Below are 26,657 nucleotides of genomic sequence, written 5' to 3'. Positions count from 1 at the left end.
GGCTCCAATGCCATAGCAGCGGGATGGACGCCAGTTCGGATACCGCAGCAAGCTCCCGGATCGCGCAGGACCTGCTCGCCTGGTACGACGCCCATGGCCGCACTTTGCCCTGGCGCGTGGCGCCGGGTGCGGCAGCAGGCCCCGATCCTTACCGTGTGTGGCTTTCCGAAGTGATGCTGCAGCAGACGACGGTGGCGGCGGTGAAGTCGTACTTCGCCGCGTTCACCGCCCGCTGGCCGACGGTCGAGGCGCTTGCCGCCGCGTCCGAGGAAGACGTCATGGCTGCCTGGGCGGGGCTTGGATACTATGCCCGCGCCCGCAATCTCCTCGCCTGCGCGCGCGAAGTGGCGGCGCGCGGCGGGCGTTTCCCCGATACCGAGGAAGGGCTCCGCGCCTTGCCCGGGCTGGGCGCCTATACCGCCGCCGCTGTCGCCGCGATCGCGTTCGGGCGGCGTGCCGTGGTGGTGGACGCCAACGTCGAGCGCGTCGTCGCCCGCCTCTTCGCCATAGATACGCCGCTCCCCGCCGCGCGGCCTCTCATCCGCGAAGGGGCCGACGCGGTCACTCCGGACGAGAGGGCAGGCGACTTCGCGCAGGCCATGATGGACCTTGGCGCCACGATCTGCACTCCGCGCGCGCCGCGCTGCCTGCTCTGCCCGCTCGCCGCATCCTGCGCCGGGCGGGCGAGCGGCGAACCGGAGCGGCTGCCGGTGAAGGCGGCGAAAAAGGCGAAACCGGCGCGCCGAGGCCGCGCCTTCTGGATCGAGCGGGAGCGGGGCGGCGCGCGCGACGTGTGGCTGGTCCGCCGTCCGGGCAAGGGCATGCTGGGCGGAATGCGCGCGCTGCCCGACGATGGGTGGAGTGCGCGCGCGGACGGTTCCGGCGATCCGCCGCTCGCGGGCTCGTGGGAAAGCGCGGGGCGGGTGAGCCACGTCTTCACGCACTTCGCGCTCGAGCTGGAGCTTGCGGTGCTCCCCGGCGAACGAACCCGAGCGCCCGGGCAAGGGGAGCCGTCCGGGCCGGGCGAGTGGTGGCCGGTTGATCGCCTGGACGAGGCAGGCCTGCCCACGCTGTTCGCCAAGGCGGCCCGTCTTGCGCTTGCGGCCGAAAGGGAGCCGGCATGATCCGCGACCTTCCGGCCCTGGAACGAGCGATGGACCGGCGCGCGCTGATGCGCATGGCAGCGGCAGCGGGCGTCGGCGCGGCGCTCTCCGCCCGGCTTGCACGAGCGGCGGCTGCGCCCGAAACGGCCACGCGCGTCAGGGCCCTGGTGGAGCGCTGGGTCGGGCCCGGCAGGTTCCCCGGCATCGTCGCCTCGCTCGGCCTGCCCGGACGCGAGGCGGAATACATCGCCCGCGGATCCGAAGGCTTCACCGACGCCGATCCGGTGACCCCCGATAGCCTGTTCCGCATCTACTCGATGACCAAGCCGGTCACCGCGATGGCGGCGATGCAGCTTGTCGCGCGGGGAAAGATGGCGCTCGACCAGCCGGTGCACGAAGTCCTGCCGGCATTCCGCGACATGCTGGTGCAGGATACGTACGACGGCTCGATCACCGCGCTTCATCCCGCGTCCGGCCCCATCACCATGCGGCACCTGATGACGCACACGTCCGGGCTCGGCTACACGATCGTGCAGGAAGGTCCGATCCGCCAGCTGATGCAGGACCGTGGGCTCGTGCCGGGCCAGGTCACGCGCATGAAGGCGCCGGGGCTTGATTGGGGAACCCCCGTGAAGGGGCTGGACCGTTTCGCGGACCGTCTCTCGCAAGTGCCGCTGGTCGCCGATCCCGGCACGCGCTGGAGCTATTCCATGGGCCTCGATCTGATGGGCCGGGTGATCGAGGTGGTCACCGGCACACCGTTCGACCGCCACCTTCACGAAAGCCTGTTCGTGCCAGCCGGCATGACGAGCACCTGGTTCCGCGTGCCTGCCGCCGAGGCGCACCGGCTGACGGTGAACTATGGCGCGCTGGGGCAGGTGCTGGTGCCGATCGACGAGGCGCCGACCTCGGTCTACCTCGACGAGCCGGCGTTTCTCTTCGGCGGGTCCGGCCTTGTCAGCACTCCGCGCGATTACGACCGGTTCCTGCGCCTGCTTGCGCAGATGGGGACGATAGGCGGCGTGCGGGTGTTCGATGAAAGCGCGGTACGCGCGGGCACTTCCGACCTGCTGCCGCCCGGCGCCGCCATGCCCGCGCACATGGGCGCATCGGGCTTCGGCGCCGGTGGCCGGGTGGGGAAAGGCGCTGAGGCGGGGATATACGGCTGGTCGGGCGCTGCCGGAACCGTGGGCATGGTCGACATGACGCGCGGCATCCGCTCGCAAATCTTCGCCCAGTTCATGCCGCCCGACGCGCTCGACCTGCTGCCCCAGTTCCAGTCGGCGCTGAAAGCCGATGTCCTCGCGCTTCTGGAGACCCGCTGACGTGCTTTCCGCTACCCGCCCGCCCATCGCTTTCGCCGGTTCGCGGATCGACCGCGCCGATCACATCCGCGCCGATCCTGCGGCCATAGCCGCGCTCCAGACGGCAGGCGCGCGCGTGTTGCGGCTCGATGGGCTCGATCCGGTTCTGACGGAGCAGGGCGGGCTGGACTGGGGAACGCTGGCCGATGCCGACCGCGGCGCGGAGCTGATCTTCCTGGGTATCGACGAGGCGCAGCGCGGCTGCTTCGTCGAAGTGCCGAGCGACGCTCCGTCCGGAGGGCCGCACGCGGGTCCGGCAAGCTGGAACGCGATGAGCGTGCTGGAAGCGGGAGAACTTGCGGCCTACGGCGGGGCCCGTGCGCTCGTCAGCTGGCATGCGCGGCATCGCTTCTGCTCGTTCTGCGGCCAGCCCACGGTGCTGGCGAAAGGCGGCTGGCAGCGCACCTGCTCGGCCTGTTCCTCGGAGCATTTCCCGCGCGTGGATCCGGTCACGATCATGACCGTGGAGCATGACGGGCGCCTGCTGCTCGGCCGCCAGCCTCGCTTCCCTGCTGGCCGGTACTCCGCGCTCGCAGGCTTCGTGGAGCCCGGCGAGACGATCGAGGAAGCGGTTGCCCGCGAGACGTTCGAGGAAGCGGGCGTGCGGGTGCGGGACGTCGAATACGTGGCCAGCCAGCCCTGGCCGTTCCCTTCCTCGCTGATGATCGGCTGCCACGCCTACGCCGACGATCCTGCCATCACCATCGACACGACCGAACTGGAGGACGCGCGCTGGTTCACCCGCGGCGAAGTGGTGGATGCTCTGGGCGCGGTGGGCAGGGGAGAGAGCGGGCGCGCGTTCGGCGCGCCTCCCGCATATGCGGTGGCGCACTTGCTCCTGCGGTGGTGGGTGGAGCGAGGCTGACCGGCAGGGCCAGCCCCGCCCGGGTTCATTCGCGATTGGTCTTGGATTGCGGCGGTTCGGGCGGCTTGTCGCCCTTCTCGACGCCGGTGGGCTCGGGATCGCTGCCGGTGGCCTCGTTCAGTTCGGCCCGGGAGCCGACATCCCGCTGCAGGTCACCTCCGGCGGCGCTGCCCTGTCCCGTTCCGCCGCCGTCGGCGGCAAGATCGTCGATCAGGTCGTTGTCGGCATGGGGATCGCGCTTGGTCATTTTCCTTCTCCTATGAAGGAAGCAACCGCGTCGGCAGGCGCCCCGTTCCCGCAAGTCGATCAGGCGAGCCCCAGCCCCGCCGGTCGGTTCAGGCAAGGACGGACGTAGGCGGGAATAAGGGGACGGCTTAAACCAGCCCCAGCCGCATCAGTTCGTGCGCGAGCCTTGGCGGCATGATGTCGCCCGCGTCCTCGCCGGCGGCGAGGTCACGCGGGGCATCCTCGTCCTTGAGATAGCGCCAGCCCTGATGCGCGCGCTTGGGCTTGGTTTCCACCGCCACGAGCTGCGGCGCGAGGCGGATGTGCCAGCGTCCGTCCTCCTGCCGCTGTTCGAAGCCGAGGATGGGCGAGCGGCCGATCAGGGCATGCTCGAGGATCCAGTACAGCGAGCCGCCCGCCATTTCCTCGTGGCGGGTGGGCAGATAGCGGGTGGTCAGGCGCGCCTCGCCCAGATCGGCATGGCTTTCCAGCCATTCGCGCAGGTCCGCCGGGCTAGTCGCGGAAAAGGCGATCTTGGTCATGTGCAGCGGCATGGCGCGAAGATAGGAAGGCGCGGCCTACCCTACCAGCCCGGAAACCGTCGCGAGCCCGAGGAACACGAGGAAGCCCATCGAATCCGTGGTCATCGTCACGAAGATGGACGATGCAATCGCCGGGTCCGCCTTCAGCCGTTCCAGGGTCAGCGGGACGAAGACACCCGCCATGCCCGCGATCAGGATGTTCGTCATCATGGCAAGCGCGATGACGAGGCCCAGGATCACGTTGCCGAAGATCAGGCTTACCGCGATGCCGATCACCACGGCCACCGTACAGCCGTTGAGCAGGGCGATGGACAGTTCGCGCCGCACCGCGCGCCAGGCATTGGACGCGGTGAGCTGGTTGGTGGCGAGGGCGCGCACGGTGACCGCCAGGGTCTGCGTGCCGGCGTTCCCGCCAAGCCCGGCGACGATCGGCATCAGCGTCGCAAGCGCGACCATCCTCGATATCGTGTCCTCGAACATGGCGATGACCGAGGATGCGAGAGTGGCGGTGAGAAGGTTAGCGATCAGCCAGCGCACGCGCGCGGAGTAGGCGTCGCGAATCGGCTCGTTGATGTCGCCGTCGCCCGCGCCCGAAAGCAGCAGCGCGTCCTCGCCCGCTTCTTCCTGGATAATGTGGACGATGTCGTCGACGGTGATCTGGCCGATCAGGCGGCCCGACTTGTCGACCACGGCGGCGGAGATGAGCGCGTACTTCTGGAAGCGCAGCGCCACTTCCTCCTGGTCCATGTCGGCCGGGATCAGGGTCTGGTCGCGCGCCATCACGTCGTAGAGGGGGATGTTGCGCGGGCAGCGCAAAATCCACGAAAGCGCGCAGGTGCCGACCGGGCGGTGCATCGGATCGACGCAGAACACTTCCCAGAACTCGGTCGGCAGTTCGCGATGTTCGCGCAGGTAATCGATAAGATCGCCCACGGTCATCGTTTCGGGCACCGCGACATGATCGCGGCTCATCATGCGGCCCGCGGATTCGTCGGGATAGGACAGCGCCGATTCGATCGCGGCGCGGTCTTCCGGCTCCATCTCGGCAAGGACCGCCTGCTGGTCCTCCTCGTCGAGGTCCTCGAGCATGGCGACGGCGTCGTCGGTGTCGAGTTCGCCCGCGATCTCGGCGACGACGTCGGCGGGAAGCGCTTCCATCAGCGCCTCGCGCACCCAGTCGTTCATCTCGGCGATGACTTCCACGCCCATGAGGTCGCGGATGGAGCGGGCGAGCGTCAGGCGCTCGCGCTCGTCGACCAGTTCGAACAGGTCGGCGATGTCGGCGGGATGAAGCGGCTCGACCAGGTCGTAGACGCGGTCGGAATCCTCCTCGTGCAGCGCTTCCTTCACGCTGCGCACGAACTCGGGCTTGAGGCGGTTGTCCTCGTCGAGCGATTCGGATTCAGGCGCATCGACGACCGCGATGTCTTCCGCCTCGCCCGGCAGGTCGTCCTTGAGGTCCGCGTCGCTCATAGGCGCCGGTCTACGCAGCTATTTCGCAATTGCAACAGGGGGGAGAGGGGAAAACGGGATCGAGCGGAGGCGCGAAGGCGCAGCGGAGAAAAGGAAACGCGATGGAACGCAGGGACGCGGCAACGGCGCCTTCCCTTTCGAGGTTGCACCTCCCGCCGCGTCTCTGCGGGATCGCCATCCTTTCGTCTCCGCGCCTCCGCGTGAGATGCTCTCCTTTCACCTGCTCCCGGCGTGACATTGCCGCGCCGCGCCTTATATCGGGCGCCAAGCCGACCGGCGCGGCCAGCGCCGGGCAGAAGGAGACAGGCACAATGGCTGACGAATTTCTCACCCTCACGCTCGACACCGGCAACGGCGAAGGCGGCGACGTCAAGATCAAGCTGCGCCCCGATCTGGCGCCGGGCCACGTCGAGCGCATCAAGGAGCTCGTGGGCGAAGGCTTCTACGACGGCGTCAAGTTCCACCGCGTGATCCCGGGCTTCATGGCGCAGGGCGGCTGCCCGAACGGCACCGGCATGGGCGGATCCGACAAGCCCGACCTGCAGGCCGAATTCAACGCCGAGCCGCACGTGCGCGGCGTGTGCTCGATGGCGCGCACCAGCTATCCGCACTCGGCCAACAGCCAGTTCTTCATCTGCTTCGACGATGCGCGCTTCCTCGACAAGCAGTACACCGTCTGGGGCCAGGTGGTCGAAGGCATGGACCACGTCGATGCGCTTCCCAAGGGCGAGCCGCCGCGCGAGCCGGGCAAGATCGTCAAGGCGACCGTCAGCGAAGGCTGAGCGGCTCTTCCGAGCGTAGACGAGGGCGGTCCCGCGGGGCCGCCCTTTTCGTTTGTGGGGTCCGTTTCGCAAGAGCATGTTCGCGCGCCGGCGGGGTTCCGGCTTTTCCTTGGCGCAACCACCCGGTAGACGGTGCGCCATGGATCTTGAAATCGACATCGAAGAGCCGTGGCTTCCCGGAACCGACTGGGCCGACCTTGCGCAGCGGGCCCTGGAAGCGCTGCAGCAGGTCGCGCCCGAGCTCGACAACCCGCGCCTCCTCGCCAGCGTCCTGTTCACCAGCGACGCGGAAGTTCACGTTCTCAACCGCGAGTGGCGGGCCAAGGACAAGCCCACCAACGTGCTTTCCTTCCCCATGATGGAGCGCGAGGACCTGCTCGATCTGGCGCCGGACGGCCCGCCCGAGATGCTGGGCGACCTTGCGCTGGCATGTGAGACCTGCACGCGCGAGGCTTCCGAAAAGGGCGTGCCGGTGGAACATCACGCCGCGCATCTCATCATCCACGGGCTGCTTCACCTCGCCGGCCACGACCACGAGACCGGCGAGGCCGAGGCCGAGGCGATGGAAGCTCTCGAAACAAAGGCACTTGCGATTCTTGCCATTCCCGACCCATATGGAGACCGTTTCTAGGCAACAGGGATTATCAAGCACGATGGCCGACAATGGCCGCCACACCGAGCCGGGCTCGGGAGAAGGCGACAGTAGCGGCACGCTCTGGCGTGTCTTCCGCAGGCTGTTCCAGAGCGACGGCGATCAATCGCTGCGTGCCCAGCTCGAAGAGGTCATCAACGACCACGAGGGCGAGAGCGAGGCGAGCTCGAAGGGCGATCTTTCGCCGATAGAGCGGCAGATGCTGCGCAACCTGCTCCATTTCAGCGAGCATGACGCCGACGACGTGGCGATCCCGCGCAGCGAGATCATCGCGATTCCAGCTTCCGCCAGCTGGGCCGAAGTGGTCGAGGCCTTTGCCGAGCATGGCCACAGCCGCATGCCCGTCTACGGCGAGACGCTGGACGAGATCAGGGGCATGATCCACATCAAGGACGTGTTCCCCCTGCTGGCACGGGCGGCCCCGGCTCCCGAGGACTGGACGAAGCTGATGCGCCAGCCCCTGTACGTGCCCCAGTCGCGCGGGGCGCTCGACGTCCTTGCCGACATGCGCGCCCAGCGGATCCATCTGGCAGTGGTGATCGACGAGTATACCGGCACCGACGGGATCATCACCATCGAGGACCTGGTCGAGGAGATCGTCGGCAACATCGAGGACGAGCACGACGACGCGCCCGAGGATTTGCTGGTTGCAAACGATGAGGGTATGTGGGACGCCGACGCCCGCGTGGAACTCGACGAGGTGGCGCGGCGGATCGACCCGCGGCTCGCCGAAGTGGAGGAATCGGTCGACACTCTCGGCGGGCTGGCCTTCGTCCTTGCCGGACAGGTCCCGCAGGTCGGCACGATCGTGGATCACGACAGCGGCTGGCGAATAGAAGTGACGGACGGGAACGAGCGCCACGTCACGCGTCTGCGGCTGCATCCGCCGGTGGAGGAACTGGAGAGAGAGGCAACCTAATCGCCGTTTCCCGCTTAGCGGCGGGGCGCGGCCACAGCTGAGTGAAAAGACCAAGACATTGCCTGTACGCCGCCTTCCCCCCCTGCGCGCCCTCGAGGCGTTCGTGCGTGTCGTGCGCCTCGGTTCCGCCAAGGCCGCCGCGAACGAACTCGCGCTGAGCCCGTCCGCCCTCTCGCGCCGTGTCGCCGCGCTTGAGGACTTCACCGGCAAGCGCCTCTTCACGCGCCAGCACCAGGCGATGAAGCTGACCGACGAGGGGCTTTCGTTCTACAACGCCATCGGCCCCAAGCTGGAAGAGCTCGCCGAGGCGGTTGAGGCGCAGATCGATCGCGGGCAGGTGCTGCGCCTGCATCTTGGCGTGCCCTCGCTGTTCGGCGGCCAGCGGCTGTTCCCGCGCCTTCCCGAACTGCGCAAGCTGCATCCGCGTCTGCACATCGACATCGACACGGGCGCCCATCTGGAAGACCGAGTGGGCGACACGCTGGATGCCGCGATCATCCTCGCGCGGGAGCCCGATCCCCAGTACTACCGCGTGCAGCTCGACCACAATAAGGTCTATGCCATCGTCTCGCGCGAACTGGCAGAGGAACTCGGGTCCGAGCCGGACGAGGTCAAGCTGTCGCGCCAGACCTTCCTCATCCACCAGGACCTGCCCGAAAGCGTGGACGCGTGGAAGAAGGCCATCGGCGTGCCCGATCTGGAGCCGGCTTCGGTTGACCGTTTCGATTCGGGCCAGCTGGTGCTCGAAGCCGCTGCGCAGGGCCTTGGCATCGCGATCATGCACGACGACCATTTCCGCCGCGCGCACGATACCCGCCTGGCCCGCCTCTACGATATCGACGTGGAAAGCCCCTACAGGTACTGGTTCGTCTGCCGACCCAAGTCGCTCGAGGCGCGCCCCGTCCGCATCTTCCACGAGTGGCTGCTCCAGGCAGGGCTGTAAGAGCCCCGTTGGGCCTTGCTGGCCTGCTCTGCCACTCTGACGGGCATTTTCATTTTCCCTGTCACGCGAACGCGCTAGGCTGCGGCCTCGCGCTTCGCGATCTCAGGGGAAAATCGATATGCGTCCCGTCCTCGCCGCCGCCGCCGCGGCCCTGCTCTCCCTTTCCGCTCCCGCTTTCGCGGCGGAGCCCGCGCAGACGGCGCAGGCCGATCCCGCGCGCCTCGCCGCGGCCCGGCAGACCGTCGACTATGTCTTCCCGATCGGCACGTATGCGCGGATGATGGGCGAGACGATGGACAAGATGATGGATACGATCCTCGATTCCACCATGCGCATGCCCCTGAAGGACCTTGGCGGCACCATGGGCGTCGATACCGGCAAGATCGGCGAAGGATCGCTGGCCGAGATGATGGAGATTTACGATCCCGCCTACAAGGAGCGCATGCGCCTTTCCACCCGCACCATGATGGCGGAGATGTCCACGCTCATGACGCGCTTCGAGCCCGACATCCGCGATGGCCTCGCCACCGCCTACGCCCGCCGCTTCGACGCGGCGCAGCTGGGCGAGCTCAACCGCTTCTTCGCGACGCCCACGGGCAAGGCCTACGCGGCGGACGCCTACATCATCATGATGTCGCCCGACGTCATGGAGAAGATGCAGGCTTTCATGCCGCAGGTGATGCAGGCCATGCCGGCCATCGTCGAGAAGGTGAAGGTCGCGACCGAGAAGCTGCCCCAGCCGCGCGCCTACGCCGATCTGTCCGACGCCGAGAAGGCGAAGCTGGCGAAGATCCTGGGCATCTCGCGCGAGGAGCTGGAGGAAAAGGAAGCCGCCAAGGCCGCCGAAGCGGAAGCAGAGGCAGAGGCAGAGGCAGAGGCAGAGGCCGGTGCAGGAGACGAGGCCGAATAGCCGGGCCCTATCGCGCTAGCAGGAGCCAGCCCGCCACCGCGCCCGCCGCTACCAGAGCGGGCGTGACCCACGCTCCCCTGACTTTCCACGCGATCGCCAGCGCCGCCGCGAAGATGCACAGCGCCGCTGCCGGAGCGGTGACCCGCGCTTCCGTCGCCGCGCCGAGCTGCAGGAAAGTGGCCGCGATGATGCCAACCACCGCTGCCGCCACGCCCTCCAGACACCGGTGCAGCGCCGGGTTCTCGACCAGCGCTTCGAGCCGTTCGAACAGGATGAGCGAGAAGGCGAACGCGGGAAGGAACATGCCTGCCGTGATCGCCAGCGCGCCGCCAAGCCCTCCGGCCACGTATCCCACGAAAGTCGCGAAGATCACGAGCGGCGCGGGCAGGATGCCGGCTGTGGCGATGCCGTCGAGGAAAGTGGCATCGCTGATCCACCCGCGACCCACGCTGTCCGCCCGCACGTACGGAATGGCGGTATAGGCGCCGCCGAAAGTCAGCAGCCCTCCCTTCAGGCCGGCCAGGAACAGGCCCTGAACGGTGACCGGCGCCATGGCGCCCGCCTGCGGCAAGCTTCCGGGCGAGGCGGCGATGAAGTGGAGGAGGGCGGCCAGTGCCAGTGCCGCCAGCACGATCAGCGCGGCGGCTGCGGGACGGCGGCTGAAGGCGTGGACCAACCCGCCGGCGAGCAGGGGTATCCAGAAGGGCACTGCGGCCAGCGTCGCGATCAGGCCGGCCGCTGCGATCATGCCCAGAAGCGGCGTTTCGACGATATGCTGCGCGATCCGCACCACCGCGCGCAGGATCACCGCAAGCACCACGATCTGCACGCCCAGCAGCACGCCCGAAAGATGGATCGCGCGCGCCACCCAGGTGACATAGGCCCAGCCCGCCAGCAGCATCAGCACGAGCCCCGGCAGCATGAAGCCCAGTCCCGCGAGGAGACCGCCGATGCGTCCGCGCGCGATGATGCCAAGGTGTACGCAAAGCTCGTGGGCCTCGGGCCCGGGCAGCACCTGCAGCACCGCCAGCAGGCGGTTGAACCGGTCCTTCGCGATCCAGCGCTCTTCCTCGACGAATGCCTGGCGCAGCATGGCGATTTGCGCGACCGGCCCTCCGAAGGCGAGCCCCCCGAAGCGCAGGAACTTCAGGAACAGCGTCCCGAGAGTGATGGAAGGGGCAACGGGCTCGACGGCCGTATTTGCATGCGTGATCGTCATTCGAACGCTCCTTGCGCCGCAGACGCGGCGAATGGAGCGGACTTGGACGGTAGCCGTCTGGACGGGCGTCCGCGTCAGGCCCGTTCATGCTTGTTCGTGCACGACGGGCGGTAAGTCAAGCGCGCGCTGCGAAAGCCACCGGAGCGGCCGCTCCGGAGCAGACCGCACGCGCTGGTTGATACGGCGAACGAACGCCGAGACCGGGGAGTCAGCGCCTTCCTTGCCCGCCTGCGCTGGCGCGCGTTCGGGCCTGGCGACCACGTCCTGCGTGGAAGCTTACTGCGTGGGGCCTTCGTAGGCTTCGACGATGCGGCCGACGATCGGATGGCGCACCACGTCTGCGGCGGTGAAGCGGGTGACGGCGATGCCTTCCACCCCTTCCAGCCGGCCGACCGCGTCCGCGAGTCCCGACATGCGTTCGCCGCCCGGAATGTCGATCTGGCGCGGATCGCCGCAGATCACCATCCGGCTGTTCTGGCCGAAGCGGGTGAGGAACATCTTCATCTGCTCGCGCGTGGTGTTCTGCGCTTCGTCGAGGATGACGAAAGCGTCGGCCAGCGTGCGGCCGCGCATGAAGGCGATCGGCGCGATCTCGATCTCGCCGCTGGCAAGGCGCCGTTCCACCTGTTCGGGCGGCATGCAATCGTAGAGCGCGTCGTAGAGCGGGCGCAGGTAGGGGTCCACCTTGTCCTTCATGTCGCCGGGCAGGAAGCCCAGCTTCTCGCCCGCTTCCACCGCAGGGCGGGAGAGGATGAGGCGCTGCACCGAGCCGGTCATCAACTGCGAGACCGCCTGCGCCACGGCGACATAGGTCTTGCCGGTGCCCGCCGGGCCAAGCGCGAAGATCACGTCCGAGCGGGTGAGGGCACGCATGTATTCGATCTGCGTGGCCGAGCGCGGCACGATGGTCTTGCGCCGGGTGCGGATCATGATCGGCGGTTCGCCCCCGCCCGCATCGCCGCTGATGATGCCTTCCAGCGTCGGTTCGGACGACATCGCGATCAGCGATTCGATCGCGCCCGCGTCAAGGTCCTGCCCCATCTCCAGCCGATGATACATGCCCTTCAGGGTATCGCGCGCCCGCGCGACGGAATCTTCCGGACCTTCGATCTGGATCTTGTTCCCGCGCGCGGCGATGTAGACGCCGAGGCGGTTTTCCACCTGCACGAGGTTGGAATCGAACTGGCCGAACACGGCCCCCAGCAGCGTGGGCTCGTCGAATTCGATTTCGACACGCGCCCGACGGTGAGTCTCTGGGCGGAACTGCGCCGGATCAACGGCACGTGCTGCTTTGCGGGCCATGCGCTCCTTTCGACGAGATGAGTCTCGGTCTGGTTCGAAGATGGGCCCGCATTTCGCCTCCGGCAAGGGCGAATGCAGGAAATTGCTCGCCCTTCGTGGGGGATAACCTTTGTCGCCAGGCAAGTTGTCGCAGCCGGGCGACACTTATGACTCGAAGCTGCAAGCAATGTTCCCCGGGCATTCAGGGGCGGAGGGGCAGCTTGCAGTCACAAGGCCGGTCGGGCCGGTCCCGACCAGCTTCGAACCAGGAAAGAAGGAGATGTCATGCGCAAGTTCCTCATCGCGGCAATTGCTGCAAGCGTTGCCCTGCCGACCCTTGCGGTACCCGTCGCCGCCTCCGCGCAGAGCGCCCGCGAAGTTCGCGAGAGCGCCCGTGACCTGCGGCGCGACCAGCGCGACTTGCGCGACGCACAGCGCTATGGCGACAGGCGCGACGTGCGCGATGCCCGCCGCGACGTCAACGATTCGCGCCGCGAACTTCGCGAGGACTGGCGCGATTATCGCCGCTCCAACCGCCAGGCCTTCCATCGCCCCGCCTATGTCGGCCCGAGAGGATACGCCTATCGCCCCGTGGCGGTCGGTCACCGCTTCGACCGCGCCTACTACGGCGACCGCTACTGGGTCCGCGACTACCGCAGCTATCGCCTGCCCGCCCCGCGCGCCGGGCACCGCTGGGTTCGCTACGGCAACGATGTGGTCATGGTGAACACCCGCAACGGGCGTGTCGCCACCGCCTACAACGGCTTCTTCTGGTAAACCGCCAGGCAGACGCAGCGCCCCGGAGCCTTGCGCTTCGGGGCGTTCCCGCGTTCGCGCACTATCTCGCCAGCCACTCGCGCAAGGCAGCATTCACTTCCGCCGGACGCTCCATCGGAGCCATGTGACCGCAGCGCTCGATCCTTTGCAGCACCGCCCCCGGCACGGCGGCGGCGATCTCCTCTGCGTAGCGGGGCGGCGTGGTGCGATCCTCTGCGCCCACCAGCACGAGCGTCGGCACCTTCACGCGCGCAAGGCTCGGCCGGTAGTCGGCGCGGGAGATGATCGCTCCCTGCTGCCGCTCGAATGCCTCGATCCCCACGCGCAGCGCCATCGCCACCACCGCTTCGCCGAGCGCGGGCAGAGCATCGGGATGAAGGAGCAGGCCAAGGCTGCCGCGCAGCACTTTTTCCAGGCCCCGCTCGCGCGCCGTGCGGACGGCTGCCCGGCGAACCGCGGCGCGGCCCGGATCGTCGGCCTCGGCATTTGTGTCCAGAAGCGCGAGGCGGCTCACCCGTTCAGGAGCGCGGCGCAGCACTTCCATTGCGACGTAGCCGCCCATGGAGAACCCGGCGAGCGCGAAGCATGCCGGCGCATCGGCCAGCAGGCGCTCGGCCATTGCCGCGATGCTGTCGTCCAGCAGCGTGTCGGCCACCTGCATCGAGGCCGCATCGCCCAGCGCGCCAAGCTGGGCGCGCCAGACCTCGGCGTCGCAGGTGAGCCCGGGGACGAGGACAAGCGGCTGGGGCGCGATCAAGCGAGCGCGATTAAGCGAGCGCCGGGGCGAGCTGCACGGCGCCCAGGCTGTTGGGTCCGGCGCTGGTGATCTCGACCCGCACCAGCGCGCCGATGTCCGCCTCGCCGGTGAAGTGCACGGATTGCAGCCACGGCGACTTGCCCAGCCATTGCCCCGGCAGCTTGCCCCGCCGCTCGACCAGCACGTTGCAGACTTTGCCCAGCGAAGCGGCGTTGAAGGCGTGCTGGTGGCGGTTGAGCGCCGCCTGCAGGCGCTGGAGCCGCTCGTCCATGACGGCCGCAGGCACCTGTGCGTCCATTGTCGCGGCGGGCGTCCCGGGGCGGGGCGAGTACTTGAAGCTGAAGCACTGGGCATAACCCACGGCATCGACAAGGCGCAGCGTGTCCTCGAACTCGGCGTCGGTCTCGCCCGGGAAGCCGACGATGAAGTCTCCCGAAATCGCGATGTCGGGGCGCACCGCGCGCACGCGATCGAGGATCGCGAGGTAGCTGTGCACCGTATGGCTGCGGTTCATCGCCTTGAGCACGCGGTCGTTGCCTGCCTGCACGGGCAGGTGGAGGAAGGGCATCAGCTTGTCGATCTCGCCGTGGGCGTCGATCAGGCCCTGGGTCATGTCGTTGGGATGGCTGGTGGTATAGCGGATGCGCGCCAGGTGCGGGATCGCCGCAAGTTCACGCACCAGCCCTTCGAGCCCCACGCGCCGGCCTTTCGCATCTTCCCCGGTCCAGGCGTTGACGTTCTGGCCCAGCAGCGTGATCTCGCGCGCGCCGGCATCGACCAGTCGCAGCGCTTCGTCGACCAGCGCTCCGTGCGGGCGGGAGACTTCGGCGCCGCGCGTATAGGGCACGACGCAGTAGGTGCAGAACTTGTCGCAGCCTTCCTGCACCGTCAGGAACGCCGTGGGGCCCGAACGCTTGCGGCGGGGCAGGGCATCGAACTTGGTTTCGGCAGGCATGTCGGTATCGGTGACGCGCTGCCCTTCGCCTGCCGCGCGGATCATCTCGGGCAGGCGGTGATAGGCCTGCGGACCCACGACCATCTTCACCGAAGGCGCGCGGGCCATGATCTCCTCGCCCTCGGCCTGGGCGACGCAGCCGGCGACGGCGATGAGCGGCGAAGTGCCGTCCGCCCGCTTGAGCCGGCCGATGTCGGAGTAGACCTTCTCCGCCGCCTTCTCGCGGATGTGGCAGGTGTTGAGCACGACGAGATCCGCCTCCTCGCCTTCGGGCGCGGGGGCGATGCCCTGCTCGGCCAGCAGTTCGGCCATGCGGTCGCCATCATAGACGTTCATCTGGCAGCCAAAGCTCTTGACCCGGTAGGTCCTGGGATTCGCGGTGGTTTGCATGAGCGCGCCGTTAGCTCAAAACCGCTGGCGTGGACAGGGGGCGGCGCTGCGCGGCGGCGCGCGAACATGACTCTTGTAAATGCTCGGGAGCCTTTCGGCCTCCACGCGCATTTGACTGGCATGGAGAGAGACTTTCAGGACAAGGGCTTGGCCCTGGTACTCGGCGGACCGCGCACGGAAGCGGCCCGTCAGGCCCTTTCGCTACGCGAGAGCGGTTACCGCGTCCGGATGCCGGAGACGGCTTGGGACGCGCTTGCCCTGTTCGGCGAAGAGATGCCCGCGGTCGCCTACATAGGGACCGTTGCCTTCACGCCTCGGGTGGAGCTCCTGATCGACGATCTGCGGCGCTACGGTGTGCCGATCCGGTACTTCGGACAGAACCGGATGACCGGCGCAGACCACCCCGCCTTCACTGCCAAGCGGACGGCCGCCAAGTGGACGACCCATGCCGGCACCCACCGACCCCACGCATAGCCCTGCCTCGGCGGGCCGCGCCCAGCTTTTGTCGTGCCTTCGCATGACACGGCGCGCCGCCTGCGTCCTGATGCGCTTCGGAGATTCCTGATGCTTGAACTACCCACTCCCGACCGTAACGCTTCTGCGGAGTTCTATTTTTCCGACGATTTCCAGCAGTCGCTCGCGCGCTGGAATCGCACCCGGCTCGAGCCGCAGTTCCCCAGGGAGAACTGGCGCCAGACCATGCTCGACGACACCCGCATGCAGACCCTCGAGGGCGACTTCCTCGAGAGCCTGCGCATGAGCGTGCTGGATAAGGCGGCCGAGGCGCCAATGGACGCGGAAGCGTTCGTGGCCTGGTTCGAGACGCTCAAGGAATGGGGTCCGGGCCAGAACGATCCGCTTTTCCCGTGGCTGGCCGAGCACGCCACCCGCGAGGAACTGCGCTGGTTCTTCGAGCAGGAAGCGGCGGGCGAGGCCGGTTTCGACGACCTTGTCGCCTATACGCAGGTCAAGCTGCCCGATCAGGCGAAGATGGAGCTGGCCCGCAACTACTGGGACGAGATGGGGCGTGGCAACATGAAGGGCATGCACGGCCCGATGCTGCAGATCGTCGCGCGCGCGCTCGACGTTCACCCGACGATCGAGAATACCGTGCCGGAAAGCCTGGCGCTGGCGAATGCCATGACCGGCATGGCCACGTCGCGACGATATGCCTGGCATTCGGTGGGTGCGCTCGGCGTGATCGAGTTGACGGCGCCCGGACGTTCCGCGCTGGTGGCCAAGGGCCTGCGCCGTGTCGGCCTCTCCAATGCCGAGCGGCGCTATTTCGATCTCCACGCGGTGCTTGACGTGAAGCACAGCGAGGACTGGAACCGCGAGGCCTTGATCCCGCTCGTCCGCGAGGATCCGCGCCGCGCGGTCGCCATCGCGGAAGGTGCGCTGATGCGGCTTTGCTGCGGCGAGCGTTGCTTCGATCGCTACCGTTCGCACCTCTGGAACGGGCGCGAGGAAAGTGCTGCAAGGGAGCACGCCCAGGCCGCCTGAGGCGCAGCGCCTCGATCTGGCGACAGGTGCGACCCAAGCGGGAGGGCCGGAACCCGGCCTCCCGCAGCGGCGTTGAGGCGGTATGGTCCACCATGTCTCCCTTGGCACGTCCGATCTCGACCGTGCCCGCCGTTTCTATGATCCGGTGATGCACGAACTTGGCCTGCGGCGTACGCTCGACGTGGAAGACGCCGTGGGTTACGGAGCCGGTATCACGGTCTTCAGCCTGAACCGGCCGACCGATGGAGCGCCGCCATTGCCGGGGAACGGCGTGCATGTGGCTTTCGAAGTGGAACGGCGCGGCGCTGTCGACGCGTTCTTCCGTGCAGCGCTGGACAATGGCGGCACCGCCGATGGCGAGCCGGGGCTGCGGCCGCACTACGATCCCAACTACTATGCGGCCTTCGTGCGCGATCCCGACGGCAACAAGATCGAGGCCCTGACCTTCGCGGGTCAGTGATGGGCCCACGGATCGGGCGTAGCGCGCTGTCTTGCGACAGGGCCGCGCACCCGCCTGTTCCCCTTTGCGCGCAACTGGGCTATCCGCGCGCGTCATGAGCAAGACCCAGACCCTCTACACCGCCTTCGCAGGCCACCTCTCTGCCGCGCTTGATGCGCTGGAAGCCGCCGGAACGCTGCCCGGCGGCCTGAAGCGAGGAGCGATCACGGTCGAGCCGCCGCGCGATACGTCGCACGGGGACCTTTCCACCAACGCGGCGATGGTGCTGTCCAAGCCTGCGGGCATGAAGCCGCGCGATCTCGCCGAGGCGCTGGTGGCGGAACTGTCGAAGCTGGAGGCGGTGACTTCCGCCGAGATCGCCGGGCCGGGCTTCATCAACCTGCGCCTCGCGCCTGCGGCATGGCTGGCCGAACTGCGGACCATCGCCGCTCTTGGGGCGGACTATGGCCGGTCGGACATGGGCGGCGGCAGGATCGTCAACGTCGAATACGTCTCGGCCAATCCCACCGGGCCGATGCACATGGGCCATTGCCGCGGCGCTGTGGTGGGCGATGCCCTCGCGGCGCTGCTGGAGTTCGCGGGCCACAAGGTCGTGCGCGAATACTACGTCAACGATGCGGGCGCGCAGGTGCAGGTACTCGCCCGCTCGGCCCACGTGCGCTACCGCGAGGCACTGGGCGAGGACGTGGGCGCGATTCCCGAGGGGCTCTATCCCGGCGACTATCTGGTGCCGGTCGGCCAGGCACTCGCCGCCGAGTTCGGTGACCGCTATGCCGCCGCTCCCGAATCGGAGTGGCTGGCGCTGTTCCGCGAAAAGGCCGTCGCCGCCATGCTGGTGATGATCCGGCAGGATTTGGCGCTTCTTGGCATCCACCACGACCTGTTCTCCTCGGAAGCGGAGCTTCAGGCCTCGGGCAAACCCGACGAGGCCGAGGCGTGGCTGCGCTCGCGCGGGCTCGTCTACGATGGCGTGCTCGAAGCGCCCAAGGGCAAGACGCCCGAGGACTGGGAGCCGGTGGAGCTTCCGCTGTTCCGCTCCACCCGGTTCGGCGACGACCAGGACCGGCCGATCAGGAAGTCGGACGGCACCTGGACCTATTTCGGCGCCGACCTCGCCTATCACTTCCAGAAGGCCCAGAGCGCCGACGCGCTGGTGGACATCTGGGGCGCGGACCATGCCGGCACCGTCAAGCGCATCAAGGCCGCCGTCGCCGCCATGACCGGCGCCGAGGGCGAGCCCACGCCTTTCGAGATCAAGCTCGTCCAGATGGTGCAGCTTCTGCGCGATGGCGAACCGGTGAAGATGTCGAAGCGCTCGGGCAACTTCGTAACGCTGGCCGAAGTCGTCACCGAAGTGGGCAAGGACGTGGTGCGCTTCACCATGCTGACCCGCAAGCCCGAGGCGCAGATGGACTTCGACTTCGCCAAGGTGGTGGAAGCCTCGAAGGACAACCCGGTGTTCTACGTCCAGTACGCCAATGCGCGCGTCCACTCGACCTTGCGCAAGGGCGTGGCCGAAGGCGATTTCAGACCCTCGGCGGAGAACCTGGAACTCCTCGGCGAAGAGGAACTCGAGCTGGTGAAGCTGGCGGCGCAGTTCCCGCGCATCGTCGAGGCCGCCGCAGCCGCTCGCGAGGCGCACCGCATCGCCTTCTTCCTCGGCGACCTTGCTGCCGCGTTCCACGGCTACTGGAATCTCGGCAACGACCGGGTGGAAAAGCGCTTTGTTAACGCCGGGGATCGTAAGCTCACCGAAGCGCGGCTTTTCCTTGCCGCGCAGATCGGGCAACTTGTCCGCAACGGGCTGGCGCTGCTCGGCGTCGAGGCTGTGGAGGAAATGTGATCTATGGCGGGCGCTGACGAAGGCTACTTCCCCCGGCCGGAAAAGAAGAACCCCGTCTTCGGTGACGGGAGCCCGGCGCAGCCTTACTTCGAGAAGGACGCGGCGGCCAATGCCGCGCCGTTCGGCACCGGCTTCGAGCAGCACCGCCAGCTCCCGCTTGGCGAGGCGGAGGTGCGCCTGCCCTGGCTCGAGGGCGACGAGGACGACTACGAGGAAGAGAAGGGCGGCCTTGGACAGGGCCTGCTGCTTGGCGGGCTCGGCGTCGTCGCGCTCGGCATGATCGTCGCCGCGGTGGTATGGGTGGTGAACAGCCGTCCGGAGCAGCCGCTGGTCGCCGATGGCGGCGTGATCGCCGCTCCCACCGAGCCCTACAAGGTGCGGCCCGACAATCCCGGCGGCGAAGTGGTCGCGGGCACGGGAGACACCAGCTTCGCGGTCGCCGAGGGGCAGTCGCGCAGCCCGCAGATCGATGGACGGTCACAGGCGCCCGGCCCCGGGTTCGAGACGATGGCGCCCCCTCCGCCCCAGGCGAAGCCCTCGCCGGCAGCCACGGCCGCTACTACGGCCACTGCCGCGACCAATACCGCGCCGGTCTCCGGCGTGGGCGTCCAGATCGGCGCCTATGCCTCGCGCGAGCAGGCGGAAGCGGGCTGGGCGACACTCAAGGGCCAGTACGAGCCGCTTGCGGGCGTGAGCCACCGGATCGTGCAGGGTCAGGCCGACATCGGCACCGTCTACCGCCTCCAGGCGGTTCCGGGCGATCGCAATGCGGCACGAGCGCTCTGCTCGGGAATGAAGGCCGCAGGGCTGAACTGCCAGGTCAAGAACTGACGCGGCAGCCGCTCGGCGGCGCGATCCCCTCGTCGCGATCCTTCGTTGCGCTGCGGCATGACGAGTATTGCTCAACGCCGCGTTCTGCGTAGTGCGTCTTTTGCAGACGCGAATGAACCCTATCTCGCAGGCGCCGGCGGAAGAGTTCGCCGGGGCGATTTGCGAGGAACCTCCACATGACAGTAATGGCCTATGGCGCCACCGCCGGTGACAAGCCGCTGGAACCCATGACGATCGAGCGCCGCACACCGGGCGAGCACGACGTCGCGATCGACATCGCCTATTGCGGCGTGTGCCATTCGGACCTTCATACCGTGCGGGCCGAATGGTCCGGCACCCTGTTCCCCTGCGTCCCCGGGCACGAGATCGTCGGCAAGGTGACGGCCGTGGGCGGCGGCGTGACCAAGTTCAAGGTGGGCGACGTCGTCGGCGTGGGCTGCATGGTCGACAGCTGCCAGCACTGCGCCTCCTGCGACGAGGGTCTGGAGCAGTACTGCGACAACGGTTTCGTCGGTACCTACAACGGGGCCACCGACGACGCGCCCGGCCACACCTTGGGTGGATACTCGCAGTCGATCGTCGTGAACGACCGCTTCGTGCTGCGCATCAGCCATGCCGAGGACCAGCTTGCGGCCGTCGCTCCGCTGCTGTGCGCCGGGATCACCACCTACTCGCCGCTGCGCCATTGGAACGTGGGTGCGGGCTCCAAGGTGGGCATCGTGGGCATCGGAGGCCTTGGCCACATGGGCGTCAAGCTGGCCCACGCCATGGGCGCGCACGTCGTGGCCTTCACCACGTCTGAATCGAAGCGCGAAGACGCCTTGAAGCTCGGCGCGGACGAAGTCGTGGTCTCGCGCAATGCCGAGGAGATGCAGGCGCATGCAAACAGCTTCGACTTCATCCTGAACACGGTTGCGGCCAGCCATGACCTCGACCAGTTCCTGGCGCTGCTGAAGCGCGACGGCAACATGACCCTTGTCGGCGTGCCCGAGCATCCGCACCCCTCGCCGAACGTCGGTGCCCTGATCTTCCGCCGCCGGTCCATTGCCGGCTCGCTGATCGGCGGCATTGCCGAAACCCAGGAAATGCTCGACTTCTGCGCCGAGCATGGCGTCGTCGCCGATATCGAGATGATCCGCGCCGATCAGATCGAGGAAGCCTACGAGCGCATGCAGCGCAGCGACGTGAAGTACCGCTTCGTCATCGACAACGCGACGCTGGCGGCCTGATTCTGGGGACCGGCTCCGGCACGCCCGGGCCGGTCCCTACAGACAGAGCGCGTGCACTTCCCACCATCGGAGATGTGCTCACCAGCGGCGTCGCGATGCCGCTGGTCGTGCCGGCGTCTACCGGAGCAGGCGTGGCAGGGCATCCGCGATGGCGGTATGCCGCGCAGTCGGCTTTCCTGCGTTCAGGTAGGGGAGCGGGCTCAAATCGCCGGAAGGGCGATCATTCCCACTCGATTATTGATTGAAAGCATAAATCCTTGAAATATAGCAATTAAAAATATTTCTTGCGGCGATATACCGTCATACATCCTGGAAAATTGGCCGGCTTATGAATTTATTGGGTTTTTCCGAGATGCCCCGAAAAACCGTACTTTCGGGATCTATCGTCAAGCGAGAAACACAGGAAACAATCCGATCCGATCCATGCATTCCGCCGATTTCACGACGTAGCTCTATCATCAATGCGGCCAACTATCACGCGGGTCACGTCAGTGCCTTCGAGAGAGAATATCGCCATCTGACGCTACAGCATTTCAAGTGGACGACGGTTGCCTGGCCTAGGAAATGCCGCGTCGAGCGTCGCAAGTTGGGCATCGGAAAGAACGATATCGGCGGCCGCGCGGTTCTCCCGCACATGTGCGACTGAACTCGCTTTCGGGATGGCGATGAGGCCATCGTGCCGCAACGTCCAGGAAAGTGCGACCTGCACAGGGGTTGCACCAACCTCGGCTGCAATTTTGTCGAGAGCGGGGTGCGTAGAAAGTCGTCCCTGCTCGACCGGACTATACGCCATGACAGGCACTTTGTGCTCGGCGAGCCAAGGCAAAAGGTCCAATTCGGGGCCCCGACGGACCAGATTGTAAAGGATCTGATCGGTCACGCAGCCCCCCCCGCCGGCAGCGACAAGCTCGTCCATATCATCGGTATCGAGGTTGCTGACACCCCAGTGCCGAATTTTTCCCGCCGATTTCAGCGTCTCCAATGCCTCCACTGTTTCAGTGAGCGGCACCGATCCCCGCCAGTGGAGAAGGTAGAGGTCGAGCCGATCGGTGCCGAGCCGCTTCAGGCTCGCCTCGCACGCACCAGCAAGGCGGGAGCGCGATGCATTCTGCGGATATGCCTTGCTGACGAGGAACAACTGGTCGCGAAAGCTGCCCAGCGCCTCGCATATCAGCGTTTCCGCCGCACCGTCGCCGTACATTTCGGCGGTGTCTATGAGCGTCAGGCCCAACTCGACACCGGCGCGTAGCGCGGCGATCTCATCGGATCGCCGCTCGGCACGTTCGCCCATCTTCCAGGTGCCTTGACCCATTGAAGGAACGACTTCCCCGCCTGGCAGCGTCACGCGTTTCATGTGCTTTCATCCTATCAGATGTGTTCGGCTATTCGTTCGAGCGAGGCGGATAGGTAGATCCCCGCCACGCACAAATAAATATCGATACTTGGTGTCACAACTTTCCGCGGCTGTTCAAAAATCCTGTCGAACGCTGCGGTCTCCCGGAATGGGATGATGATTTGGGCATGCGGACTTCGGTCGGAGTGGGCTTTGCTGCAGATCGACAGAGGCTTGTTGCAAGAACACCGAGGACGAGCACGCTTCGACCATCACACCGCAGCCGGCCATCGATCGAGTGCCATTTTGGCGATGGAGAGCAGTTCGTTGATCGTAGCGCCGTCGCGCGCCTGAACGGACATGCCTTCCATGACCGTATTGATGAATTTGCCTAGCACGGCCGGATCGGCATTGGCCGCAAGCTCGCCCTGCGCGGCGCCGCGATGCAGACGCTCGATCAGGAGGGCCTCCGCCGCGATACGCTTGTCGCGCAGCAGGCATTCGATGGCGGCGGACGCCGGCGAAACGGCTGCCGCTGCCGAATACATGAAGCAGCCGGCCGGCGTTCCAGGCTCCGAGAACGATGACGCCGCTCGCTCCAGCAGGCCTTTGACGGCCTCGAAGGTGGACAACGCCGGGTCGTTGATGGGGGCATAGAGGTGGACGCTGAACGTCGCGGCATAGCGCTCGATCACCGCCGCGAACAGCCCCGCCTTGTTGCCAAACGCCGCATAGAGACTGGCGGCGGCGACGCCAGTCTCCGCCACCAGATCGGCCATCGAAGTCGCCTCGTAGCCGCGCTGCCAGAACAGCCGTACCGCCTTGTCGAGCGCTGCGTTAGTGTCGAACACGCGAGGGCGACCTGCGCCGCGACGTGCTTTCGTCTCTGTCATGTCTGGCGCCCGATATGGAATGATCGATAAATAATATCTTGAACCTCGTCGCTGACATCGATACAGAACGATCGTTCAATAATCAAGGAATGGTCCATGAGCCGCATCGTTCGGATCCACGAATATGGCGACGCCAGCGTCCTCAAGATTGAAGATGTGGCAGTGCCCGCGCCCGCGGCCGACGAGGTGCAGATCGCTGTCAAGGCGATAGGCATAAACCGCGCCGAAGTGATGTTCCGCAACCATGCCTACCTTCAGGAAGCCGAGTTCCCGAGCCGCCTCGGCTACGAGGCTGCCGGCACTGTCGTTACGGTCGGGGCGGACGTGACCGGGTTTGCGGAAGGCGAAGCCGTCAGCCTCATCCCCCCGCTCGATATCGCGCGCTGGGGCACCTATGGCGAGGTCGCCAACGTGCCTGCCCGCCTCGTCGTCAAGCATCCGGCGGCGCTTTCGTTCGAGGAAGCGGCGGCCGTGTGGATGCAGTATGTCACCGCTTGGGGTGCGCTGGTGGAGCAGGCGAAGCTCGGCGAGGGCGATTTCGTCATCGTCACCGCTGCTTCCAGCAGCGTCGGTCTTGCTGCCTTCCAGATTGCGCGGATGGTCGGCGCGACGGTGATCGCGACGACGCGTACCGGCACCAAGCGCCAAGCCCTGCTTGATGCCGGTGCACATCATGTCGTCGCGACCGGGGAAGAGGATCTGGTAGCAAAGGTGATGGAGATAACCGATGGTGCAGGTGCGCGCGTGGTGCTCGACCCGGTCGGAGGCCCGTCGTTCGAGCCGCTGACCGCGAGCATGGCGCGCGGCGGCATTCTGCTTGAATATGGCGCGCTCAGCGGCGAGCCGACGCCGTTCCCGTTGTTCTCCGTGCTGGGCAAGAGCCTCACGCTCAAGGGTTATCTCTACAGCGAGATCGTCTCGGACGACGCCGCCCTTGATCGCGCCAAGGCGTTCATTGTGGCGGGACTGGAATCGGGCGCGCTCAAGCCGCGGATCGCGCGCACCTTCTCGCTCGACGCCATCCAAGACGCACACCGCTTCCTCGAATCGAATGACCAGATCGGCAAGGTCGTCGTTACGGTCTGACCGGCAAACCTGGGGGAGCGAGCGATGGCTCCCCCTCCCGGACACAGGATCGGACCCTAAGCGCGCATGCCGTCGTTGCTTGTGGCGCAGGCTTGAGAGCATGATGCTCCTCGTCCGCGTGCCAGACCTGTCTCAGGGTAACATGGCGGCTATGCCTGCCCGATCTGGGGGCGAATTTGGAGATTGGCCAGGCAACCTCGCCTGATTACAGAAGCGCCAGTCTCTGGATAGGATTGAAACTCCCCCCCTGTATAGTATGCTGAAGCGATTTCTTGGGAAAGCGCGATGCCACATTCACCAGAGGACAAGAAGCGAGCCATCACACGCTTGCGTCGTATCAAGGGCCAGGCGGACGCTTTGGAACGCGCGATCGAAGCCGGGGCCGATTGCGCTCCCCTGCTGCAGCAAATTGTCGCCATGCGTGGCGCGACAAACGGGCTGATGGCAGAAGTGATGGAGAGTCACCTCAGGGAAACATTCGGTTCCGGCGCAGATCCGGCCCTCAAAAGCGAGGGTGGCGATCACGATGACGGCGTGGAGGGCGTAATGAAGATTCTGCGTACTTATCTTAAATGACGATTTCAGGCTCATTTTCTTGCCCGTGTTCTCTCGCACTTAGAAGCCAGCCCCTGCTGCCTTCTCTGGTTTGAGATCCTCGGTAGGACACCTCTTGTATACTGTCAGGGAGTATGACAAAGATACTCCCTGACAGTATGAGAACGTCGACGAATTTGCGATGGCGCAACGGCCTCGCACCGGCAATCAGTTTCCATCAACGAGGGTATCCCAACATGAAATCTCGCGCCGCTGTAGCCTTCGAGCCGGGCAAGCCACTCGAAATCGTCGAAATCGATGTCGCCCCACCCCGGAAGGGTGAAGTGCTCATCCGGGTGACGCACACCGGTGTGTGCCACACCGATGCGTACACGCTGGCGGGCAGTGATCCGGAGGGCGTTTTCCCGGTGGTTCTAGGCCACGAGGGCGCGGGCATCGTTGTCGAGGTCGGTGAGGGCGTCACCAGCGTCAGGCCGGGCGATCACGTGATTCCGCTCTACACAGCCGAGTGCGGCAAGTGCGATTTCTGCGTGTCGGGCAAGACCAACCTGTGCGTCGCTGTCCGCGAAACGCAGGGCAAGGGTTTGATGCCCGATGGCACCACCCGCTTTTCGTACAATGGCCAGCCCCTTTATCATTACATGGGCTGTTCAACCTTCAGTGAATATACTGTCGTCGCCGAAGTTTCGCTCGCCAAGATCAATCCCGAGGCTAACCCCGAACATGTCTGTCTGCTGGGCTGCGGCGTCACGACCGGCATCGGCGCAGTCCACAATACCGCCAAGGTCCAGCCCGGAGACTCGGTCGCCGTGTTCGGCCTGGGCGGCATCGGCCTCGCGGCGATTCAGGGTGCGCGCCAGGCGAAGGCGGGTCGCATCATCGCCATCGACACCAATCCGTCCAAGTTCGAGCTGGCACGCCAGTTCGGTGCGACCGAGTGTATCAACCCCAAGGACCATGACAAGCCCATCCAGCAAGTGCTGATCGAGATGACGGGATGGGGCATCGATCATACCTTCGAGTGCATCGGCAACGTCAATGTCATGCGCGCCGCTCTTGAATCAGCGCACCGTGGCTGGGGTCAGTCGATCGTGATTGGCGTTGCCGGCGCGGGCGAAGAAATCTCCACCCGTCCATTCCAGCTCGTTACGGGCCGCGTCTGGAAGGGGTCCGCTTTCGGCGGCGTCAAGGGACGGACACAGCTCCCCGGCATGGTCGAGGACGCCATGAGAGGCGATATCGATCTGGCCCCGTTCGTGACCCACACCATGGGTTTGGAGGAGATCAACGAGGCGTTCGAACTGATGCACGAAGGCAAGTCGATCCGCACGGTCATTCACTACTGACCCGCCGATCCGAAGCGGCGCCAGGCGCTCGGATCGACAAGCCAGCCTTCATCATGGCCCGACCCCGGCCATGATGAAGGCTCCCTGGCAACTGAGCGATGCGGTACAACCGCCGAAGTGCAGTCGTTACACGCCGATAGCGGCACGGACCACGGCCGCCTAACCCGTGCGCTTACCTGCGGGGTGTGTGGCCTCGTCGCGCGACCCGACGGAAAAAGGCTTTGTCGTACCTTAGTTTAGTGCTGGAAAATATTCCAAAGGTTTCGAAGCTCGGGCCATCGTGGCCGTTGGATGTGACGTGACCCCCTGAAACTCCTCCAGGAATAGCTAGAGTCCGCCCCTCGAAAGGACGGACAGAATGAAGCGATCACGGTTCACAGAAGAGCAGATCATCGGGATCCTGCGCGAGCAGGAGGCCGGT

The 26,657-nt window shown here is 66.4% G+C and carries 27 protein-coding genes; 18 read left to right on the top strand and 9 right to left on the bottom strand.

Going from position 1 to position 26,657, the window contains the following annotated elements:
* Window positions 1–23 precede the first annotated feature (23 nt).
* From GR702_RS13595 to nudC, 3 genes are read left to right on the top strand one after another with little or no spacing between them, the layout of a single operon-like run.
* A complete protein-coding gene (locus GR702_RS13595; protein ID WP_160986445.1) occupies window positions 24–1,124 on the top strand; it encodes an A/G-specific adenine glycosylase in 1,101 nt (366 codons plus the stop codon).
* Window positions 1,121–2,428: a serine hydrolase domain-containing protein gene (locus GR702_RS13590; protein WP_160986444.1), complete on the top strand. Its 1,308-nt coding sequence runs from the start codon at window positions 1,121–1,123 to the stop codon at window positions 2,426–2,428. The genes GR702_RS13595 and GR702_RS13590 overlap by 4 nt, the downstream gene beginning before the upstream one ends.
* A complete protein-coding gene (nudC, locus tag GR702_RS13585; protein ID WP_160986443.1) occupies window positions 2,400–3,332 on the top strand; it encodes an NAD(+) diphosphatase in 933 nt (310 codons plus the stop codon). The genes GR702_RS13590 and nudC overlap by 29 nt, the downstream gene beginning before the upstream one ends.
* 25 nt (window positions 3,333–3,357) lie before the next feature.
* On the opposite strand, the gene GR702_RS13580 is transcribed toward nudC, so the two are convergent.
* From GR702_RS13580 to mgtE, 3 genes are all read right to left on the bottom strand, one after another.
* Window positions 3,358–3,579 (bottom strand): hypothetical protein, encoded by a 222-nt coding sequence (locus GR702_RS13580; RefSeq protein WP_160986442.1) that lies wholly within the window; start codon window positions 3,577–3,579, stop codon window positions 3,358–3,360.
* 127 nt (window positions 3,580–3,706) lie between these two features.
* Window positions 3,707–4,111, bottom strand: a complete 405-nt coding sequence (locus GR702_RS13575; protein WP_160986441.1) for a DUF1489 family protein — start codon at window positions 4,109–4,111, stop codon at window positions 3,707–3,709.
* Window positions 4,112–4,135: 24 nt separating this feature from the next.
* Window positions 4,136–5,572, bottom strand: a complete 1,437-nt coding sequence (mgtE, locus tag GR702_RS13570; RefSeq protein WP_160986440.1) for a magnesium transporter — start codon at window positions 5,570–5,572, stop codon at window positions 4,136–4,138.
* 311 nt (window positions 5,573–5,883) lie between these two features.
* On the opposite strand from mgtE, the gene GR702_RS13565 reads away from it, so the two are divergent.
* From GR702_RS13565 to GR702_RS13545, 5 genes are all read left to right on the top strand, one after another.
* The gene (locus GR702_RS13565; protein WP_160986439.1) at window positions 5,884–6,354 is read left to right on the top strand and encodes a peptidylprolyl isomerase; all 471 of its coding nucleotides are present in this window, start codon (window positions 5,884–5,886) and stop codon (window positions 6,352–6,354) included.
* Window positions 6,355–6,493: 139 nt separating this feature from the next.
* A complete protein-coding gene (ybeY, locus tag GR702_RS13560; RefSeq protein ID WP_160986438.1) occupies window positions 6,494–6,985 on the top strand; it encodes an rRNA maturation RNase YbeY in 492 nt (163 codons plus the stop codon).
* Window positions 6,986–7,007: 22 nt separating this feature from the next.
* Window positions 7,008–7,925 carry a hemolysin family protein gene (locus GR702_RS13555; protein ID WP_160986437.1) on the top strand — a complete coding sequence of 306 codons (918 nt, stop codon included), beginning with the start codon at window positions 7,008–7,010 and terminating at the stop codon, window positions 7,923–7,925.
* Between the two features lie 58 nt (window positions 7,926–7,983).
* Complete coding sequence (locus GR702_RS13550; RefSeq protein ID WP_202408262.1) at window positions 7,984–8,868, top strand: LysR substrate-binding domain-containing protein; 885 nt, start codon at window positions 7,984–7,986, stop codon at window positions 8,866–8,868.
* 118 nt (window positions 8,869–8,986) lie between these two features.
* The gene (locus tag GR702_RS13545; protein WP_160986436.1) at window positions 8,987–9,778 is read left to right on the top strand and encodes a DUF2059 domain-containing protein; all 792 of its coding nucleotides are present in this window, start codon (window positions 8,987–8,989) and stop codon (window positions 9,776–9,778) included.
* Between the two features lie 7 nt (window positions 9,779–9,785).
* Here GR702_RS13545 and chrA read toward each other — a convergent pair whose 3' ends face one another.
* Together chrA and GR702_RS13535 are read right to left on the bottom strand one after the other, a co-directional pair.
* Entirely contained in the window at window positions 9,786–10,997 is a 1,212-nt protein-coding gene (gene chrA, locus GR702_RS13540; protein ID WP_160986435.1) for a chromate efflux transporter, read from the bottom strand.
* Window positions 10,998–11,273: 276 nt separating this feature from the next.
* Window positions 11,274–12,299: a PhoH family protein gene (locus tag GR702_RS13535; RefSeq protein ID WP_160986434.1), complete on the bottom strand. Its 1,026-nt coding sequence runs from the start codon at window positions 12,297–12,299 to the stop codon at window positions 11,274–11,276.
* Window positions 12,300–12,563: 264 nt separating this feature from the next.
* Here GR702_RS13535 and GR702_RS13530 point away from each other — a divergent pair, with 264 nt between their 5' ends.
* Complete coding sequence (locus tag GR702_RS13530) at window positions 12,564–13,055, top strand: RcnB family protein (protein ID WP_160986433.1); 492 nt, start codon at window positions 12,564–12,566, stop codon at window positions 13,053–13,055.
* A 61-nt stretch (window positions 13,056–13,116) separates the two neighbouring features.
* On the opposite strand, the gene GR702_RS13525 is transcribed toward GR702_RS13530, so the two are convergent.
* Both GR702_RS13525 and miaB read right to left on the bottom strand, forming a co-directional pair.
* Entirely contained in the window at window positions 13,117–13,812 is a 696-nt protein-coding gene (locus GR702_RS13525; protein ID WP_160986432.1) for an alpha/beta fold hydrolase, read from the bottom strand.
* 10 nt (window positions 13,813–13,822) lie between these two features.
* Window positions 13,823–15,157 (bottom strand): tRNA (N6-isopentenyl adenosine(37)-C2)-methylthiotransferase MiaB, encoded by a 1,335-nt coding sequence (gene miaB, locus GR702_RS13520; RefSeq protein WP_160986431.1) that lies wholly within the window; start codon window positions 15,155–15,157, stop codon window positions 13,823–13,825.
* A 147-nt stretch (window positions 15,158–15,304) separates the two neighbouring features.
* On the opposite strand from miaB, the gene GR702_RS13515 reads away from it, so the two are divergent.
* The 6 genes from GR702_RS13515 (at window position 15,305) to GR702_RS13490 (ending at window position 21,023) form a co-directional block, all read left to right on the top strand.
* Complete coding sequence (locus tag GR702_RS13515; RefSeq protein WP_160986430.1) at window positions 15,305–15,631, top strand: hypothetical protein; 327 nt, start codon at window positions 15,305–15,307, stop codon at window positions 15,629–15,631.
* 90 nt (window positions 15,632–15,721) lie between these two features.
* Window positions 15,722–16,660 (top strand): iron-containing redox enzyme family protein, encoded by a 939-nt coding sequence (locus tag GR702_RS13510; RefSeq protein WP_160986429.1) that lies wholly within the window; start codon window positions 15,722–15,724, stop codon window positions 16,658–16,660.
* Between the two features lie 82 nt (window positions 16,661–16,742).
* Window positions 16,743–17,120 carry a VOC family protein gene (locus tag GR702_RS13505; RefSeq protein ID WP_160986428.1) on the top strand — a complete coding sequence of 126 codons (378 nt, stop codon included), beginning with the start codon at window positions 16,743–16,745 and terminating at the stop codon, window positions 17,118–17,120.
* 94 nt (window positions 17,121–17,214) lie between these two features.
* Window positions 17,215–18,963, top strand: coding sequence for an arginine--tRNA ligase (gene argS, locus GR702_RS13500; RefSeq protein WP_160986427.1), 1,749 nt, complete (start codon window positions 17,215–17,217; stop codon window positions 18,961–18,963).
* A 3-nt stretch (window positions 18,964–18,966) separates the two neighbouring features.
* Window positions 18,967–19,794, top strand: a complete 828-nt coding sequence (locus GR702_RS13495) for an SPOR domain-containing protein (RefSeq protein ID WP_160986426.1) — start codon at window positions 18,967–18,969, stop codon at window positions 19,792–19,794.
* Between the two features lie 176 nt (window positions 19,795–19,970).
* A complete protein-coding gene (locus GR702_RS13490; RefSeq protein WP_160986425.1) occupies window positions 19,971–21,023 on the top strand; it encodes an NAD(P)-dependent alcohol dehydrogenase in 1,053 nt (350 codons plus the stop codon).
* 523 nt (window positions 21,024–21,546) lie between these two features.
* On the opposite strand, the gene GR702_RS13485 is transcribed toward GR702_RS13490, so the two are convergent.
* Together GR702_RS13485 and GR702_RS13480 are read right to left on the bottom strand one after the other, a co-directional pair.
* Window positions 21,547–22,377 (bottom strand): aldo/keto reductase, encoded by an 831-nt coding sequence (locus GR702_RS13485; RefSeq protein ID WP_202408261.1) that lies wholly within the window; start codon window positions 22,375–22,377, stop codon window positions 21,547–21,549.
* Window positions 22,378–22,628: 251 nt separating this feature from the next.
* Entirely contained in the window at window positions 22,629–23,249 is a 621-nt protein-coding gene (locus GR702_RS13480) for a TetR/AcrR family transcriptional regulator (protein WP_160986424.1), read from the bottom strand.
* Window positions 23,250–23,345: 96 nt separating this feature from the next.
* On the opposite strand from GR702_RS13480, the gene GR702_RS13475 reads away from it, so the two are divergent.
* The 3 genes from GR702_RS13475 (at window position 23,346) to GR702_RS13465 (ending at window position 26,236) form a co-directional block, all read left to right on the top strand.
* Entirely contained in the window at window positions 23,346–24,335 is a 990-nt protein-coding gene (locus tag GR702_RS13475) for a zinc-dependent alcohol dehydrogenase family protein (RefSeq protein ID WP_160986423.1), read from the top strand.
* Between the two features lie 285 nt (window positions 24,336–24,620).
* Window positions 24,621–24,911 carry a metal/formaldehyde-sensitive transcriptional repressor gene (locus GR702_RS13470; RefSeq protein WP_160986422.1) on the top strand — a complete coding sequence of 97 codons (291 nt, stop codon included), beginning with the start codon at window positions 24,621–24,623 and terminating at the stop codon, window positions 24,909–24,911.
* Between the two features lie 215 nt (window positions 24,912–25,126).
* Window positions 25,127–26,236 (top strand): S-(hydroxymethyl)glutathione dehydrogenase/class III alcohol dehydrogenase, encoded by a 1,110-nt coding sequence (locus tag GR702_RS13465; RefSeq protein ID WP_160986421.1) that lies wholly within the window; start codon window positions 25,127–25,129, stop codon window positions 26,234–26,236.
* Window positions 26,237–26,657 lie beyond the last annotated feature (421 nt).

The sequence above is a fragment of the Novosphingobium silvae genome (assembly GCF_009856825.1).
Classification (GTDB): Bacteria; Pseudomonadota; Alphaproteobacteria; order Sphingomonadales; family Sphingomonadaceae; genus Novosphingobium; species Novosphingobium silvae.
Note: the sequence above shows the minus strand (reverse complement) of the source record. Positions and strands in the feature narration are given on the sequence as shown.

Excerpts from the sequence above, each read along its gene's own strand:
- GR702_RS13595 (WP_160986445.1), top strand. The coding sequence starts at position 24 with ATGGACGCCAGTTCGGATACCGCAGCAAGCTCCCGGATCGCGCAGGAC.
- GR702_RS13590 (WP_160986444.1), top strand. The coding sequence starts at position 1,121 with ATGATCCGCGACCTTCCGGCCCTGGAACGAGCGATGGACCGGCGCGCG.
- nudC (WP_160986443.1), top strand. The coding sequence starts at position 2,400 with ATGTCCTCGCGCTTCTGGAGACCCGCTGACGTGCTTTCCGCTACCCGC.
- GR702_RS13580 (WP_160986442.1), bottom strand. The coding sequence starts at position 3,579 with ATGACCAAGCGCGATCCCCATGCCGACAACGACCTGATCGACGATCTT.
- GR702_RS13575 (WP_160986441.1), bottom strand. The coding sequence starts at position 4,111 with ATGCCGCTGCACATGACCAAGATCGCCTTTTCCGCGACTAGCCCGGCG.
- mgtE (WP_160986440.1), bottom strand. The coding sequence starts at position 5,572 with ATGAGCGACGCGGACCTCAAGGACGACCTGCCGGGCGAGGCGGAAGAC.
- GR702_RS13565 (WP_160986439.1), top strand. The coding sequence starts at position 5,884 with ATGGCTGACGAATTTCTCACCCTCACGCTCGACACCGGCAACGGCGAA.
- ybeY (WP_160986438.1), top strand. The coding sequence starts at position 6,494 with ATGGATCTTGAAATCGACATCGAAGAGCCGTGGCTTCCCGGAACCGAC.
- GR702_RS13555 (WP_160986437.1), top strand. The coding sequence starts at position 7,008 with ATGGCCGACAATGGCCGCCACACCGAGCCGGGCTCGGGAGAAGGCGAC.
- GR702_RS13545 (WP_160986436.1), top strand. The coding sequence starts at position 8,987 with ATGCGTCCCGTCCTCGCCGCCGCCGCCGCGGCCCTGCTCTCCCTTTCC.
- chrA (WP_160986435.1), bottom strand. The coding sequence starts at position 10,997 with ATGACGATCACGCATGCAAATACGGCCGTCGAGCCCGTTGCCCCTTCC.
- GR702_RS13535 (WP_160986434.1), bottom strand. The coding sequence starts at position 12,299 with ATGGCCCGCAAAGCAGCACGTGCCGTTGATCCGGCGCAGTTCCGCCCA.
- GR702_RS13530 (WP_160986433.1), top strand. The coding sequence starts at position 12,564 with ATGCGCAAGTTCCTCATCGCGGCAATTGCTGCAAGCGTTGCCCTGCCG.
- miaB (WP_160986431.1), bottom strand. The coding sequence starts at position 15,157 with ATGCAAACCACCGCGAATCCCAGGACCTACCGGGTCAAGAGCTTTGGC.
- GR702_RS13510 (WP_160986429.1), top strand. The coding sequence starts at position 15,722 with ATGCTTGAACTACCCACTCCCGACCGTAACGCTTCTGCGGAGTTCTAT.
- GR702_RS13505 (WP_160986428.1), top strand. The coding sequence starts at position 16,743 with ATGGTCCACCATGTCTCCCTTGGCACGTCCGATCTCGACCGTGCCCGC.
- argS (WP_160986427.1), top strand. The coding sequence starts at position 17,215 with ATGAGCAAGACCCAGACCCTCTACACCGCCTTCGCAGGCCACCTCTCT.
- GR702_RS13495 (WP_160986426.1), top strand. The coding sequence starts at position 18,967 with ATGGCGGGCGCTGACGAAGGCTACTTCCCCCGGCCGGAAAAGAAGAAC.
- GR702_RS13490 (WP_160986425.1), top strand. The coding sequence starts at position 19,971 with ATGACAGTAATGGCCTATGGCGCCACCGCCGGTGACAAGCCGCTGGAA.
- GR702_RS13485 (WP_202408261.1), bottom strand. The coding sequence starts at position 22,377 with ATGAAACGCGTGACGCTGCCAGGCGGGGAAGTCGTTCCTTCAATGGGT.
- GR702_RS13480 (WP_160986424.1), bottom strand. The coding sequence starts at position 23,249 with ATGACAGAGACGAAAGCACGTCGCGGCGCAGGTCGCCCTCGCGTGTTC.
- GR702_RS13475 (WP_160986423.1), top strand. The coding sequence starts at position 23,346 with ATGAGCCGCATCGTTCGGATCCACGAATATGGCGACGCCAGCGTCCTC.
- GR702_RS13470 (WP_160986422.1), top strand. The coding sequence starts at position 24,621 with ATGCCACATTCACCAGAGGACAAGAAGCGAGCCATCACACGCTTGCGT.
- GR702_RS13465 (WP_160986421.1), top strand. The coding sequence starts at position 25,127 with ATGAAATCTCGCGCCGCTGTAGCCTTCGAGCCGGGCAAGCCACTCGAA.